Annotated in this window: 14 protein-coding genes; 3 read left to right on the plus strand and 11 right to left on the minus strand. The window is 45.5% G+C overall.

Annotation, left to right across the window (positions count from 1 at the left end; all coding sequences use genetic code 11):
- Positions 1–88: 88 nt before the first annotated feature.
- Entirely contained in the window at positions 89–859 is a 771-nt protein-coding gene (locus HZA49_05515) for an Ig-like domain-containing protein (protein ID MBI5778896.1), read from the minus strand.
- Between the two features lie 430 nt (positions 860–1,289).
- On the opposite strand from HZA49_05515, the gene HZA49_05520 reads away from it, so the two are divergent.
- From HZA49_05520 to HZA49_05530, 3 genes are all read left to right on the plus strand, one after another.
- Complete coding sequence (locus tag HZA49_05520; GenBank protein MBI5778897.1) at positions 1,290–2,276, plus strand: hypothetical protein; 987 nt, start codon at positions 1,290–1,292, stop codon at positions 2,274–2,276.
- 210 nt (positions 2,277–2,486) lie between these two features.
- Positions 2,487–2,852 carry a hypothetical protein gene (locus HZA49_05525; protein MBI5778898.1) on the plus strand — a complete coding sequence of 122 codons (366 nt, stop codon included), beginning with the start codon at positions 2,487–2,489 and terminating at the stop codon, positions 2,850–2,852.
- A gap of 297 nt (positions 2,853–3,149) precedes the next feature.
- Positions 3,150–4,694, plus strand: a complete 1,545-nt coding sequence (locus HZA49_05530) for a hypothetical protein (GenBank protein MBI5778899.1) — start codon at positions 3,150–3,152, stop codon at positions 4,692–4,694.
- A 373-nt stretch (positions 4,695–5,067) separates the two neighbouring features.
- Here the strand turns inward: HZA49_05530 and HZA49_05535 are convergent, their stop codons facing one another.
- The 10 genes from HZA49_05535 to HZA49_05580 all read right to left on the minus strand — a co-directional run bounded on the left by HZA49_05535 (position 5,068) and on the right by HZA49_05580 (position 14,598).
- Positions 5,068–6,129, minus strand: a complete 1,062-nt coding sequence (locus HZA49_05535) for a hypothetical protein (GenBank protein ID MBI5778900.1) — start codon at positions 6,127–6,129, stop codon at positions 5,068–5,070.
- A 255-nt stretch (positions 6,130–6,384) separates the two neighbouring features.
- Positions 6,385–7,179: a hypothetical protein gene (locus tag HZA49_05540; GenBank protein ID MBI5778901.1), complete on the minus strand. Its 795-nt coding sequence runs from the start codon at positions 7,177–7,179 to the stop codon at positions 6,385–6,387.
- A gap of 313 nt (positions 7,180–7,492) precedes the next feature.
- Positions 7,493–7,819, minus strand: coding sequence for a hypothetical protein (locus HZA49_05545; GenBank protein ID MBI5778902.1), 327 nt, complete (start codon positions 7,817–7,819; stop codon positions 7,493–7,495).
- 73 nt (positions 7,820–7,892) lie between these two features.
- The gene (locus HZA49_05550; GenBank protein ID MBI5778903.1) at positions 7,893–8,567 is read right to left on the minus strand and encodes a trypsin-like peptidase domain-containing protein; all 675 of its coding nucleotides are present in this window, start codon (positions 8,565–8,567) and stop codon (positions 7,893–7,895) included.
- Positions 8,568–9,304: 737 nt separating this feature from the next.
- The gene (locus HZA49_05555; GenBank protein MBI5778904.1) at positions 9,305–10,045 is read right to left on the minus strand and encodes a hypothetical protein; all 741 of its coding nucleotides are present in this window, start codon (positions 10,043–10,045) and stop codon (positions 9,305–9,307) included.
- A gap of 9 nt (positions 10,046–10,054) precedes the next feature.
- On the minus strand, positions 10,055–10,819 hold the full coding sequence (locus HZA49_05560; protein ID MBI5778905.1) for a nucleotidyltransferase: 765 nt from the start codon (positions 10,817–10,819) through the stop codon (positions 10,055–10,057).
- Positions 10,806–11,543: a hypothetical protein gene (locus HZA49_05565; GenBank protein MBI5778906.1), complete on the minus strand. Its 738-nt coding sequence runs from the start codon at positions 11,541–11,543 to the stop codon at positions 10,806–10,808. The genes HZA49_05560 and HZA49_05565 overlap by 14 nt, the downstream gene beginning before the upstream one ends.
- Positions 11,521–12,732 carry a DUF4263 domain-containing protein gene (locus HZA49_05570; GenBank protein MBI5778907.1) on the minus strand — a complete coding sequence of 404 codons (1,212 nt, stop codon included), beginning with the start codon at positions 12,730–12,732 and terminating at the stop codon, positions 11,521–11,523. The genes HZA49_05565 and HZA49_05570 overlap by 23 nt, the downstream gene beginning before the upstream one ends.
- A gap of 154 nt (positions 12,733–12,886) precedes the next feature.
- A complete protein-coding gene (locus tag HZA49_05575; GenBank protein MBI5778908.1) occupies positions 12,887–13,642 on the minus strand; it encodes a nucleotidyltransferase in 756 nt (251 codons plus the stop codon).
- A gap of 20 nt (positions 13,643–13,662) precedes the next feature.
- Positions 13,663–14,598: a hypothetical protein gene (locus tag HZA49_05580; GenBank protein ID MBI5778909.1), complete on the minus strand. Its 936-nt coding sequence runs from the start codon at positions 14,596–14,598 to the stop codon at positions 13,663–13,665.
- Between the last annotated feature and the right edge of the window lies 1 nt (position 14,599).

The following is a 14,599-nucleotide window of genomic DNA, read 5'->3' on the forward strand; positions in this document are numbered from 1 at the left end:
AAATAACCAGGAAAGTAGTCAGCGGAGAGAGAAAGCTGGCGATTACGACCAACTAAGTGGTTAGGCCGTAAAGTTTCTGTTAGTAAAATCACTGTTTACCGCTTAGTGCGGTTCTGTAAAAGTGTTTTTGGACATGCTCCACATACCTATTGGACCAGATATTGTATCTTGTGCCGTCCGACTGCTCCCAGACCACGAAGGCATTGCCGCTGGCATCAACCGCAATCTGGGGGGAATTGGCATATACGGTTCCGGTTTCAATAGGTCCAGCCGTGGCCCAGCCCGTGCCGGAGACATACCTATTAGCCCAGATATTGGCCGTTGTGCCGTCCCGCCTCCAGACCGCCAGGGCATTGCCATTGGCATCAACCGCAATCTGGGGGCCACCGGCATCACCTGCATTGTCTGTCTCTACGAGCACTGGTGTGCGCCACGCCTGCCCGGTGGTAAAACTCCAGGTGTAATCAACGGCCAGGGCATTGCCGGCCGAATCCGTTACCCCGGTGGTTATGGTGGCCGTGTAAACAGTTAAATCGGCCAAGGCGGCCGATGGCGTAAAAGTGGCGGCGGCGCCTACGCAGATAACCGTTCCGGCTACCCCGCTGAGCGTAAATGTGCCTGTGGTAACGGTCGTGGCACTCATCGCCTCGCTGAATGTGACGGTAATGACGGTATTGAACGCGATGCCGGTGGCGTTAGCCGCCGGCCCCTTGGATGAGACAGTCGGCGGAGTGGTATCAGGCGCGCTCGAACCGCTGTCCGAACCGCCGCCGCCGCCGCCGCAACCCGCGTAACCCAGCATCATTACGCCGGCAAACAAGGCCAGGACTATCCCGGCCGTCCATATTCTGTTTCTCATAGCACACTCCTCTGGCGCCGAAGCGCCATGGCGCCCTTATGGCGCCACTTCTTTACCGGTTACCCGGCTTGGTTAATCAATGACGGCAGTTTACCACATAACGGTAAAATGTCAAGAGATGTTACAATATTTTTGCAGCCGGCAGCCACGACCGCGTCCCTCCGCGGGGGGCCGGGGGTTGTTTACTCGCAGTTAGCGACCCCGCCCGTACGGGCGGGGTAAACTCCGGAGCGTTATCTGCGAGTTATCCCGCAACGAAGTGGAGTGGTTATTTCCCTCCAGCCGCTGGCGCAGTTATGCACTTTACTTTAATCTTATATTGCGTATCAGGTCTCCCGCACCATCCGGTAAAATATCTCCATTTCTTCTTGATAACAACCGACTAATAATGTATAAATGCAGAAATATTATTAAAGAAAGGACATGCGCTATGAAGGAAACCATGAAAATAAAACTCGGCCTGGCCATCATCTTATCCGGGGCCATTATCCTGGGCTATTACGGCTGCGGCGGCAGTTCATCCTCCAGCGACTCCGGCTCCAGCGCCCCGCTCTATTCCACCGGCGTCCTGGATACCACCTTTGATACAGACGGCGTTGTTACCACCACCATCGGAAGCGGTGGTGATTATGCCCAGGCCATAGCCCTGCAAACAGACGGTAAGATTCTGGTAGCCGGATATGCCTTTAATGGTTTAGATAATAATATCGCCCTGGCGCGTTATAACGTCAATGGTTCTTTGGATACCGCCTTTGACACGGACGGTGTCGTTATCACCGCTATCGGAAGCGACGATGGTTATGCCTCTGCTGTAGCCGTTCAGACCGACGGTAAGATTGTGGTGGCCGGATATGTTTCTAATGGCGCTAATAATGATTTTGCCTTAGCCCGGTATACTATCACCGGCACATTAGACACCGCCTTTGACACCGACGGCATAGTCACCACCACTATCGGAAGTAGTAATGATTATGCCTATGCCCTGGCCCTGCAGGCCGATGGTAAGATGGTAGTAGCCGGAAATGCCTGGAATGGCGCTAATGATAATTTTACCTTAGCCAGATATAACACCAACGGCTCTCTGGATACCACCTTTGACACCGACGGCATAGTCACCACCACTATCGGAAGTAGTGATTGTTATGCCCAGGCCATAACCCTGCAGGCAGACGGGAAGATTCTGGTAGCCGGATATGCCTATAACGGCGCTGATAACGACTTTGCCCTGGCCCGCTACACCATCACCGGCACGCTTGATACCACATTCGGCATTTCCGGCGTAGTCACCACCACTATCGGAAGTAGTAATGATTATGCCTATGCCCTGGCCCTGCAAGCCGATGGCAAGATTGTCGTCGCCGGATATGTTTATAATGGCGTTAACTATGACTTTGCCCTGGCCCGGTATTGGCGTTAACGCTTAAAATAACCCGGGCGGATTCGCTTTACTGCGGTCCGCCCGGAAAAATATCAGATTCTGCTTGTCAAACCCTTTTAAGCGGTTATATTATATATGCCGGGGGGCGGAAAAAGTCCCTATCCCTGTCCCTCCAAAAACCCAATGACTCTGCCCGTCCCCGTCCCCCGGCTTAATCCTTCTCCGCGCCCGGGCGGTGAAAGGTGTTTTATGAAGAAAGAAGACATTAAAAAAAGCATTGTCCTGGGCGTGGTGGCTGTCGCCTTACTCTGGGGTGTCTTTGGAATCACCCATATCATAACTCATGGATACCGGCCGGTTACAAGCATCGACGATATTATACGGACTATAGGGTATGTCGTCATCATCCCGATTTCAATATTAGTCCTATTCAATATCAAACTGCCCCTGGCGCTGGGCAGACCGCTGGCCGTCCTTTCCATCCTGATGGCGTTAGGTTATCTGGCATTCTTTCGCTCATTCTTTTCCGAACCCCCCTATCCTTCCCCATCTCTTGGATTTTATACCTACTTTGCTGGATTGGTTGCATGGTATTCCTTGTGCCGCCAATCATAACCTTTGCCATCTACGCCATCCGGGTCCTGCGCCCGGCCAAGAAATAATTTCTCACCACGAAAACACGAAAGTCCGAAGACACGAAAAGGACTAAAAAACATTTCGTGATTTCCTTATTTCGTGCCTTCGTGGTTGCATCTTCTCCGCGCCCGGGCGGTTAATCTGTGCCCTCTGTGGTCATCCGCGTCCCATTAGTCCCTCCGCGCCAGACCGACAATTAAGCGCATTTACCTTGACAAAACCAGGCAACATGCTATATAACTGGGTAACACTGTAACGTAAGGAAAGGGAATGGTTATGAACAAAAAGAAATTGGCAATCATCACCGGCGCAATTTTATCCGTTGCCTTGGTAACCGCCTTGACTTATGTCGGCTGCGGCGGCTCCTCCAGCAAGGGCGGCTCCAGCGTTGTAGCCAAACTGGCGGTTAGAGGAACAATCGGGTCCGGCTATACACCACCGCTGGCTTCCCGCCCGGACAACTTCCTTGACAAATTCTGTTCCATCTTTTCGCCCGCATTTGCCTGGGCGGCCGCCGATATTCCGGTGAATAAAATCCTGGCCGTGCCTTATGATGGCGGCGCTTTTGAGGATTATTCGGTGCGGAATATCAAGGAGATTCCGATTAATCCGGACGGTACATTTACCATGTCATTGGAAAAAGATATGAACTGGCTGCTTATCCTGGTGGATACCACCCAAACCGGACGCGAGAACCAATTCATAAGTTATGTGGCCTTAGACGCGGGCTCGGGCGAGCGCCTGCTCCAACTGCCGGTCTCCAGCGTCAGCGCCGATTCGCTTGACCTGGGCAACCTGGTCAGGGCTACGGATATGGCCGTGGCCGACAATGCCGCGATTACGGCCAGCGCCTTCTCTCTGACCGCGCAGCAATTAACCACCCTGGCCAGAGGCGACGACATGTTAAAAACAGTCAAGAACCTTTTCGTCAACTACGACAGTGTTACGCGCCAATATTACCTGCTCCGTCCCCAGTATGAATGGCGCGGTGATTATAACTCCCTGGCCCTGGGCGCCTACACCACCGCCACAGATTATGCTTATCACCATTACCTGCTTATGATGGAGACCAATGACCCGTCGCTTACCCTTAATAGTTTAATCAGCGCCGATGGTCTGGCGCCGGCCAAGGTCTGCCAGATGATTCCGCCGTCCGATGTTCCCACGGTAAATAACACACCGCCTATTTATTCGGCCTCCAACCCCATATCCAACGCCTATGCCGTGGCCGCAGACATCATCCCGAACACCAACGGGCCCGGGTTCATGTTGCAATACCCGTCCACCCTGCGTGATTTCCGGGCGCAACAATCTGGCGCCAATATGCTCTTCGACCTGGGTTCCGCCAACCTGAGCGGCACCGCCCCGGCCGGAATCTGGAATTGGACCATCAACGGCGCGCCGGTCGGTAAATTTGATATCGCCATCACCCTGCCGATAACCGGAGACAAACAGGTCAAGGGCTTCGTGCCGGCCATCAAGGTTAACACCGTTACCGATGCCGGGTGTGAAAAAATCACATCCATGCAGATTAAGTGGTATGTCTATGATGACGGGGCCGCGGGTTATGTGGAAGCGGACAACACGGTGCTCAAATACCTGACCCAATCCTTCATGATAGTTCTATCGAATAATTCGCAGGTTACTCCGCGCTTTGAGCAGTTTACAGAATTACCCCTGACCACTTCACTGGTTACGCCCACGCTGGCCACCGGCTGGTATTTGGGAACCGGGCCTACCGTGGAACAGGAGGCCCGGCGCATCGGGTTCGGCTATAAGTCCGGCGGTGTTGAGTATTTCTTTGCCTGGGATAAACCTTAGCGACCGCCAAACGGATTCTACGGCCCTTTGCGCCCCTGTCCCGAATGGCACATAGTTAAGGGGTAGCCATCCCCTTATTGTCATTCTGAGCGGAGCGAAGAATCTCATTACGAGCACAAAAAGAGACCCTTCACTTCGTTCAGGGTGACACCTTGGAGCTTAACTATGTGCCATTCGCTCCTATTCGTCCCATTCGTGTTTGATTATCCGGTATCCTGCATCCTGCATCCTGCATCTGTGGTTTCTACACTACATATCCAAGTATGTAGATTACCAGCTCGGTGGAATTGTTTCCAGCCACATAGGCCTGTCTTAGAGCCAGTTAGACTTTAGTCGTTACTGGCTCTTAGATCCCGCCGCAGGCGGGGCCACATTAAACAATGTATCCTAGAATATATATCACCAGTTCAGTAGAGTTATTTCCTGATACATAGGCCTGCCACAACAGCGTCCGGTCAGATGCCACCGGCATCAGGACTGAGCCGCCGTTACTAATCCCCGGGGCATTAACCGGCGGAGCCATGACCTGCAAGGCATACTCCGCGCCCAACTGACTGAAGATATATGCCATCATCCCGCCGTTGGCGTAACTCTGGTTGATGACTGCAATGGACACAATCACGCCCTTGGTGTTGAGTGGAATAATCGCCGATAAATCCACAGTCGCCGGTTGGGTGGTAGCGGTAATCCCGGGGAAATCAAGGGCCGTAACCGGCGCCGGAAGCATAGTTAGTGTATCCCCGCCGCCCACGCCCGGGGCTAACTTGGCTTGCGTCACTTGCCCGTCACCGATTTCCGCAGTAGCAATTGGCGGCGTAAGTGGTCTTGCTACCGGAGTAAATGATAACTTCTCCGGCGTAACAGAGCCGTTAGCGAGTTTTTCCGTAATCACGCTGTTTGATTGCAGTTCGCCGGAACCGATGGCGTTGTTGGCAATCTTGTTCTGGGTAATGGTGTTGGTGGCAATCTTGGATGCAATGATTGCGCCGTCGGCAATCTTAATAGAAGTCACCGCGCTGTTGGCAATTTCATCCGTTGACACCGCCGGCGTAATCGGCCGGGCCACCGAGGGCGGCGTAAAAGATAGTTTGGCCTGGGTAATCGCCCCATCCCGGATTTTGGCCGTGCTGATGGAGTCATCCGCTATCTTGGCATTCGTAACGCTCCCGTCTGCCAGTTTCTCGTTGGTGATGGCCTGGTTGGCAATCTTTTCCGCTGTCACGCTGTTTGCTGCCAGCTTGCCGGTTTCAACCGCGCTGGACATCAGCTCATCCGGTCCGATCATCCCGTCGGCAATCTTAGCCCGGGTAACCGAACTGTCCCGGATATGTTTTTCCTCGATAGCGTCGTTGGCTATCTTATCGCCCGTGACCGATTGCGGGCTTAAGTGCCTGGTTTTGATTTCGTTGGCCCGGTCGTATAAAGTCCTTGCCATAATGTGATACTCCTTTCGCATTGCCGAACCGGTGGTCCGGGCAGACGCGCCAATGGCTTCCTGCATAAAGGTAGGAAGACCTGTTTTTACAACGTTTCCAGTATTTGGTTAACGCCTCGCATTGCATAACATTCCTCTTGTCATTCTGAGCCGGAGGCGAAGAATCTCACATTGAAGCGAGACCCTTCGCTCCGCTCAGGGTGACATTTCAGTCACCTACGCCCCCCGATGTGACATCGGGGGACTTCGCTTACGCTACGCCGTATATATCTGCGCCTCCAGTTTGAGTTGGCCGTTATCCACGAACCAGACGCAATAGGACTTGTCCACGGTGCGCGTCGCCACCCAGTTATTTGCCTTGGCTGAGTCCGAAACGCTGGACAGGAAATCCATAATACGCTGGTTATGGCTGGCCAAAGAAGCCGCATCATAACCGCTGGCCGTTACCAGCACGCCGGTCTGGATAAGCAATTGAGCCAATCCAACCCTGAGCGTGGCCTTGAGCCGCCCCTTGGCGATGTCATAAGGACCGCCGCCCGGCAGAATCTCAGAGCCCTCCGGCAGTTGCTCGGCAATGGTCTGGTTACCGGTCAGCCATTCGCCCATAATGGCCGCGGCCTGCAGACCCCCAACGCGCGAGCCCACCAACCTCAGGACCTTGACTATGCCTTCCTCCCAGGCCGACTGCTTGGCTTCGACATTATCCTTATACCGCTTGGCAAAGACGCCGTCTATTTCCTCAAATGCCCGGTCCCAGTTGTCGTTATACTTGTTATAGGCATTGAGCAGATTGGTTCTCTGCTTGGTGCGGATGTCGGATGCGGACAGGTCGCCCTTAGAGATAAAAGAACCGTCCACGAACGGCTCAAAGTTCTCAGCGGCCGGGGTGGCCATCACCTGGCCAAAGGTCGAGTCATCAGGAATCCGCTCCTTACGGCGGCTATTGATGACCTCGGCGTTATTGACCAGTCCGTCCCGCCATCTGGTGCCCATCTCCGGCCGGGGCGTAATCGCCGCCAAAACCGGAATGCTCACTTTAGTATGTATCATGTTTGTTCGCCTCTCTTAGAGCCAGTTAGACTTCCATCGTTACTGTCTCTTAGATCCCGATGAGTGTAGCCGATATCGGGAGCGTTCTACAGTTAGCGCCACGCTCTGTTAAAAATTGGCCCGCCTATCCGCGCCGGTGAGAAGCACGGATACTCACCTGGCAGGCCAATCTCTTTTTTCACTACGAGAATCCCCTCTTGAGAGGGGTGTCCCGAAGGGACGGGGTGTGTTACACACCCCTAAATCCCCTCTTAATAGAGGGGACTTTTTACATTCTTTGTGCCGGCGCCTGTCCCGTCGAATGACGGGATGGTTAATCTTTAACGGTCGCATATCCCGCGCCGACCAGGGGTCGCTTGGGCAATCTAGCCAATACCCCAGCGCAATTGTCGTCCTCGTCGACATTGCCCTGTTCGCGGTCTATCTTATCAATGATATCATCGGTCCATTGCCTGGACTCCTGCCACTGGCTGGCATCCAAGAGCCACTCGTCGCCCATTCGGATGGACGAGGGCAGGGGGTGCCGGCGGTCGCGATGGGTCTTGTCGTAGCAATGCTTGCACAGGCAATCCGTCTCGCGGTCGAAGGGTGGGCCGATTTCACCGCCGCAGATGTCGCACTTGCCAAATTCGTTTTCCATAAAATGCTCCTTTTCTTACTCGCTGTTAAACTTCAGTTGTTACAGCGAGTTAGACCCCGCAGAATTGCGGGGCTTACCTTATGTTATTCTGCTCCAAAAATTTATAAATTTCTCCTATCGGGACAACACCGGCCATAGTTGTAACCAGTTGCCCATTGTAAACCTTCACCCAAACCGCGATTCCTATTACCTCATAGGTCTGCGCATCGTAAACGGGTCCTCCCGAGTTACCGGGCAAAACCGGTGCAGTCATTTCCCAATGGTCTGACTCAACCACAGAAATGATTCCATTGGATGGTCTGGGATTTAAACCCAAAGAGCAGCCAACTACATATACCGGCGTAAAAACATAGGCGGTATAATCCTTCTGCGCCAGCCGGGCTTTATATGTAAGTGATTGTGACGGCCTGAGCAAGGCCAGGTCTTTTAGGGTATCGGTGATAACCACGGTCGCGGTCAAAACCCGGTCATTGGTTTCAATCGTTACCGTGCTTTCGTCTTCTACGACATGCGCAGCCGTCAGGATGTAATCATCAATCGCAACGCCCGTTCCAGTAGACCACCCGGCTGATATTTTTACAGCCGGATATAGAAGTTTTTCATACTCAGTTTGGTATGGATTACGGTTCTTATCCGGCGCTTTGACTATTACTATTTCCGTGGTGTCATCTACCCTATACGCTCCACGCTCTACGCTCAACGCTAAGGCAATCGCCAGCAACCCATAAACAACCAATCTCTTTATCATAAACCACCTCGTTGAAGCATTAACCGGCACACCGGCCAACAGGTTAACTGGCCGACTGCCTGCTCTCTCCTACCTATATGTGCTAACCGTAAATTTAGGGGCGTTTTTGAGGGATGGTGAAACGGGTGATTTTTGATAACTGCTTGGCAGGCAAGGAAATAAAAAATCCGATATTTTTTGGTTCACCGTAAACTTTAGGGTTAGACGGTGGGGGGTGGGGTATGGTAGTGGGGGGTTTAATCCAGGGCCGTGTCGCTTCTTATGGTCAATAGCGCCCCTGCAGTGATTAGATAGCCACCAGGCAAATATTAGATGGCCACCCCGTAAATATTGGATAGTAACCATCTAATGATTTGATGGCCACCCCGTAAAGATTGGATGGTGACGATGCAGAGGATTGATGGTAACGACGTAAAAATTAGGTGGTAATGATATAAATGTTAGATGGTGACGATGTAAGAATTTGATGGCCACCCCGTAAAGATTGGATGGTGATGATATAGAAGTTTGATGGTAACGATGTAAAAATTAGGTGGTAACGATATAAATGTTAGATGGTGACGATGTCAGGATTGGATAGTAACGATGTAAAGAATGGAATGTATGCACTCTGGGGCCAAGAACAAAAAAGCGGCCTGCCCGCCTCTGGCTGGGGTTTTAAGAAAACGTGGCCTGGTAAGGCAGGTAGATTAAGAGAAAGAAGGAATTAAATGTACCCCAGGAGAAAGGAGAAGAAATTAAGAATTTTTAAATGTCTTGAGATACTCTTTTAAATCAATTGCAGGAGCTGTTCCTAATCTTTGAAGCTCATCTAATAAATTAATGAAAAAGAAAATCAAAGATTCTTCCTGTGAACTTTTTTCAAATTTATACTTGTTTTTACCTTTATTTTTATACCAGAATGAGACGCAAGTAAGAGAACAACCAAAATGTAAGAACTTCTCTTTGGGTAATTTGAAAAGGTTTGCTTTTAAAGGTACTGTATATTTACTATCAATTGTTAAAATTCCAGCCAGAATATTAAAAGGCTTTTTAGGGTTATTAATTACACCTCCAGCATGATAAATCGGAGCCGAAGTGCGTTTCAGCTTGCGTACAGAGGCCGCTTTTTCAGAAGCATATTTAATATTGCTTCCATTTAAGGTTGGCTTAACTTCAATCACAGCATAGATGCTTTCTGCTGGTATGTAAAGTGTATTATCTTGATTAAACAGAAAGGGAGAATAGTGTTGGTCAAAAATTACAATATCAATCTGATCACTTAATTTACCCTTAGAATCTAAAACAAAAGCTTTATTCGCAACCTGATAACGTTTGGGTAAATAAGTTCTCAACATATTTGCCCACCTATACTCAGTAGCATCACCTTTAGTTACGGGATGAAATATGATTTTCCTGTTGAGCAAAAAGCGACTTTCCATTTCTTCCTGTAACCCCAAAAAAGCTTTTCGTAAATCAATCGTTTTGTTTTTACTCATAATGGTTTCTTAATAAATAATTCTACCCCAATTAGCACTCAAAAGGCTATTACCTGCTGCATTTGAAATTTTTAATTTTTCTAACAATGTTAAATCGTCAGAAATTATATTGGCACTATTTGCAGGATCAACCACTTGAGTACCAGTTAAGTCATCTTTAAGATATTGTAATACAGTAAGAAAATTATTAGCTATTTGGCCTATATTTTTATTATAAAGAGCATTTAGCACTGATAACTCCAAATAAAACGAGGGGAAATCTAGTCCATTTAAATTACGCCAAATTTTTGTCGCTACTATCTCATCAATTCTATCAGAATTTTTAACTTTATCAATATGTCGCTGAATATTTGTTTGCGTCCATGTCTTTTTCTTATTTTTCCATAGACTATGGTTATTTGTATTACCTGATTGCTTCCTTGCAGGAATCAAATCAACTGAAAGAGTAGAATGTTTAATGCCAATAGAAACATTCTGGCGACGAGGAGAATACCGCTTTCCCTCTAGATAATCATATAAATTATCGTAAATATCTTTTAATGTCCCTGGTGTATTCGAACTGAGAGAGATAAATAAATCAACGTCAGTTGAACCTTTAACGGCAGTTCCTTTGGCGCAAGATCCGGAAAGAGAAATATCCAGTAAATATACACCTCCCCACTCACGAATCATGGGAGAAATTAATTGTCGCACATTAGATGCTACTAATGAACTAACTAATGGAATCATTTTATATTTAGATATAATAGATCCAACATATTCATCTGCGGTCATTTTTATCCTCTTTCACAACAATTAATAATTCCCTTACAATATTTGCTTTAACATTCCCAAAGCGTCCCTTACCTTTTTGTTCACAAGCGGCACCGCGAATACATATTACGTCTACACCTGTTTGCCAAAGATTTGGAAGTTGTTCTTTGGTAATAGAACCAGCTAGCCAGGCTTCTATTTTATTCTTATGACAATGAGATACAAACCTCTTAATATCTTCTAAAGTTAAATAATTTAAAAGTCCCTTGCCACACTCTTTATCAAAAGTATCTATTAATATCCCATCTGCTTTAATTTCTTTTGCTAATTTAGGGCCGCCTTTAATAGGGTCAAATATCTTGCGTAACTTTGTGTCTGCAAATATTGCAGGTATAACCTGTTTCCTTGGAAACCAATGCTTTACTGTTCGCACTATATTACCACCTAAATAACACGCATCTTTATACTTAAGGTTTGCTAACCCGGCCTTTATAATATCTGCTCCGCTGGATGCAACGCCTAATGCCGCCTGACAAGCCGTGCTTCTATTTAATTGTCTTTCTCCTATATTTGTAGAAACTAACATCTTTCTAGGCAGTGCTTTTCGTACCGTCATTATATTTAAAGGATAAGGTGTTCCAAGAGCAGAGGCAGGAAATTCTACATCAGCAATATGCGCACCTCCCTTACACGCTTCTACTGCTTCATTTCTTCCACGAACACTAATTAATAGTCTTTGTTTCATCTGTTATTCTATCCCCTCTTAAACGTTTAAGGAGATTCTTTAAGTTATTGAGAAAATCGTCATATAAAATAATTTCTATATTTTTTAGTGAGCCATTAAGCATTTGGAAATCATCTCTCTTCTCTGAACCGATTAGCTGAGAATTTGTACCGGCTATAATATAACCCCGAGGTTTTATAACCCTTATGTTTACGCCTGTTTTATCTCTAACATTATTTATGAGAACATTTTTATTTTCTTGAATTTCTTCAATATAGTTCTCAACCTGAGAAATTGCCTTGGCAATCTCCGGGGTCCAATAATAATTATTACGGCTTTTATCTAAGCTTAATAGTGGCGTATTGGGTCTTTTAATTTCATATATATCTAAATAACCATAAACATTAATAAGCAAGAAATCAGGATAATCACCTTTTAGCGAAATATTCTTTTTCGGCAGAACTCCAACATAATTAGTATTAAACAGTAAAATATAATCCCTCAGAAATTCTTGCCATTTGTGTTCATCTTGAGTTTGAGCATTTAGTTTCTGTTCAAATTCTTTAATAATATCGTTCAAGTAGACGGATTCTTCTCTATTTTTAGTTTGTTTCGTAATAATCAATCGTTTAATTCTACTTAGTTTTAAACGGTTACTCTCCCAAAATCTAGGATAAAAATCGGCCAGTTCTTCCACGTCTGATTTAGATAGATTTTTAAGAACACTTTTCTTCTTTAAAATCCCTGAAAGTTGGTCTTCTTTATAAGATGAATCATATTTTATTTCAGACTCTTTAAAGTATCGCGGGAAATATGAATATAAATAAGATTGAATTAAGTCGTTTGAACTTTTATTCTTGCTTCTATTGAACAGGCGTAATTGTTTCGCAATAGATGACAATTCATTATACCCAAGAAATATTTTTACTTTAGTAACAAGGTGTTTTAGATAAGTTTTATCTTCTCTTAAAATATGAAATTCAACCTTTTTCCCAAGTTTATTTATAATCTTAAATAAAACCTTCCCTACAAAATACCCTATAAAACCTTCTTTATTAAAACCAGATGGTAATTTCTTAAAATCATCTAAATATACTCTTTTGATAAAATTAGATAGTTTCATTTTACTGTTTATATTGAATCTAATTTTATTAGTCATTATTTCATAAGGAATATATCGTTGCCTTCTTCTTCGCTTTTGTTTCGGCATTTTCTTTCCTTTCGCTATGGAATCACTGGGGTATCTTGTCGCAAATCCGCCTCAAGAGGATTCGATTCAATAATTCGGTACGTCCTCCCCCCAAATTACCTCATTTTAATTGATATAAATATTTTTCAAAGGGGATAGTAAAATCGTCATTTTACTACCAAACAATATCTTCCCAGCGAGTTTTCTCAAGACTCGCATTGGCGTTATTTTTCATGGTCAATTTATCCGATGATGTTATTAAATCAGATACAATATTATTACTGTTTGCCGGGTCAATCAGTTTTACCAATTCAACATTTTCTTTAGTATATCTCAAAGCCTGCAGCATTAGTTCCCCATAATCTTCGGTGCGGGAATTATCAAGGGCTTTTATGATTAAAAGTTCTAAAGCGAACGATTTAAAGTGTATCGAATGACGGTATTTCCAGATTTTCATTAGTTTAATAATAGGCCTACATTTTGCTTTGCTTACATAATCCTTATGCAATTCAATATTAGTTTTAATTGAACTGCCCGTAGTGGTAACAAAAAGATTTGCGTCCGCAGAATTATTTGATATCTCCCGCGCCGGAACAATATCAACGCTTTCCTTATCATTGGAAATTCTAATTGAGACAATTTGTTTGCGTGGGTTTAGACTGCGTAGACTTGCAAATACTTGATTGTACATATCCTGTAATGTATAAAAAGCATCGCCTTTAAAATAAACACATAAATCCACATCATATTTTAAATTAATTGCTGTTCCTTTAGCATAAGAACCAGAGTAATATACTCTGCTAATTTTTGAACCATAGCTATACCTTAACAGATCTTCTATTTCTTTTCTTCGTTTCTGGATTCCGCTAATGTCATTTTCAGTAAGATTATACTTTGCCAGTATTTCCTCTAAATATTGTTGAGAAGTCATATTAATTATCCTTTCTTATTTTATCTGACTGGAAAAGATGACCCAAATATTGCTCGCCACCACATTCTTGCCAATAGTAATCTCCCTTTTTCTTCTGCTTTAAGAGCCCAAAGTGATTGTTTATAAGCCTTATTGCATTTAATCAGTATTCTTTGTTTATCAAACATTGTGAGGTCTTTTGTTACATTATTGGTTGGATTAACAGGATCTATAATCATTATTGGAGATTTTGCTACTCGTACTTGCGATAATAAGAAATTATCATTAAACCATACAATATCATTTAATTTGCTTTCGCAAACATAGCGCATGACATTGGAAAAATTAAGACCAAAATGTGCGGATGTAGAAAACTTATCTAGTGCCTTCACGCAAAGTAGCTCCAATGCAAACCCTTTTAGCGGAACCGCTCTTACTTTTTTCCACCATTTGAGTAAACGTATTGTTTTACCGTAGGGTCTGTATGAAAGGTCTCTTTTCTTAAAAAACTCTACGTGCATTGGTATCGATGTTTTTATCCATTTTTTAGCGTCGCGGTCAGGTATATTGGAAAGATATTTATCATTACCGTCCCAAAATACCGGAACAATTTCAACATCACAATCCGTGAAACGAATTCCTATGGATCTTCTTTGCCTTCTAACCGGTAGTTGTGGAAATGTTTGCTTAAAGCGGGTAAAAAATTTACCTAAAACAATTCCGGGCATATAAAATTCGCCGTTCGGTTTTTTGCATATCGCTAAATCATAATGTGGGGATAAATCTACGTCTTTAAGCGGAGATATACAGGTATCTTTTGCATACGAACCAGAATAAAAGAATTTTTTCGGAGAAAGATCGGGGTCGTTATTTAGTATCTGTTTAATATAATCACAGTGTTGCCTCGCCGTTTCCAATATACTTTCGGATGGAATTAGACCAGAAATAAGACTTTGAAATGATTCATTTATATCCATA

The organism is Planctomycetota bacterium (genome assembly GCA_016235865.1).
Classification (GTDB): Bacteria; Planctomycetota; MHYJ01; order JACQXL01; family JACQXL01; genus JACRIK01.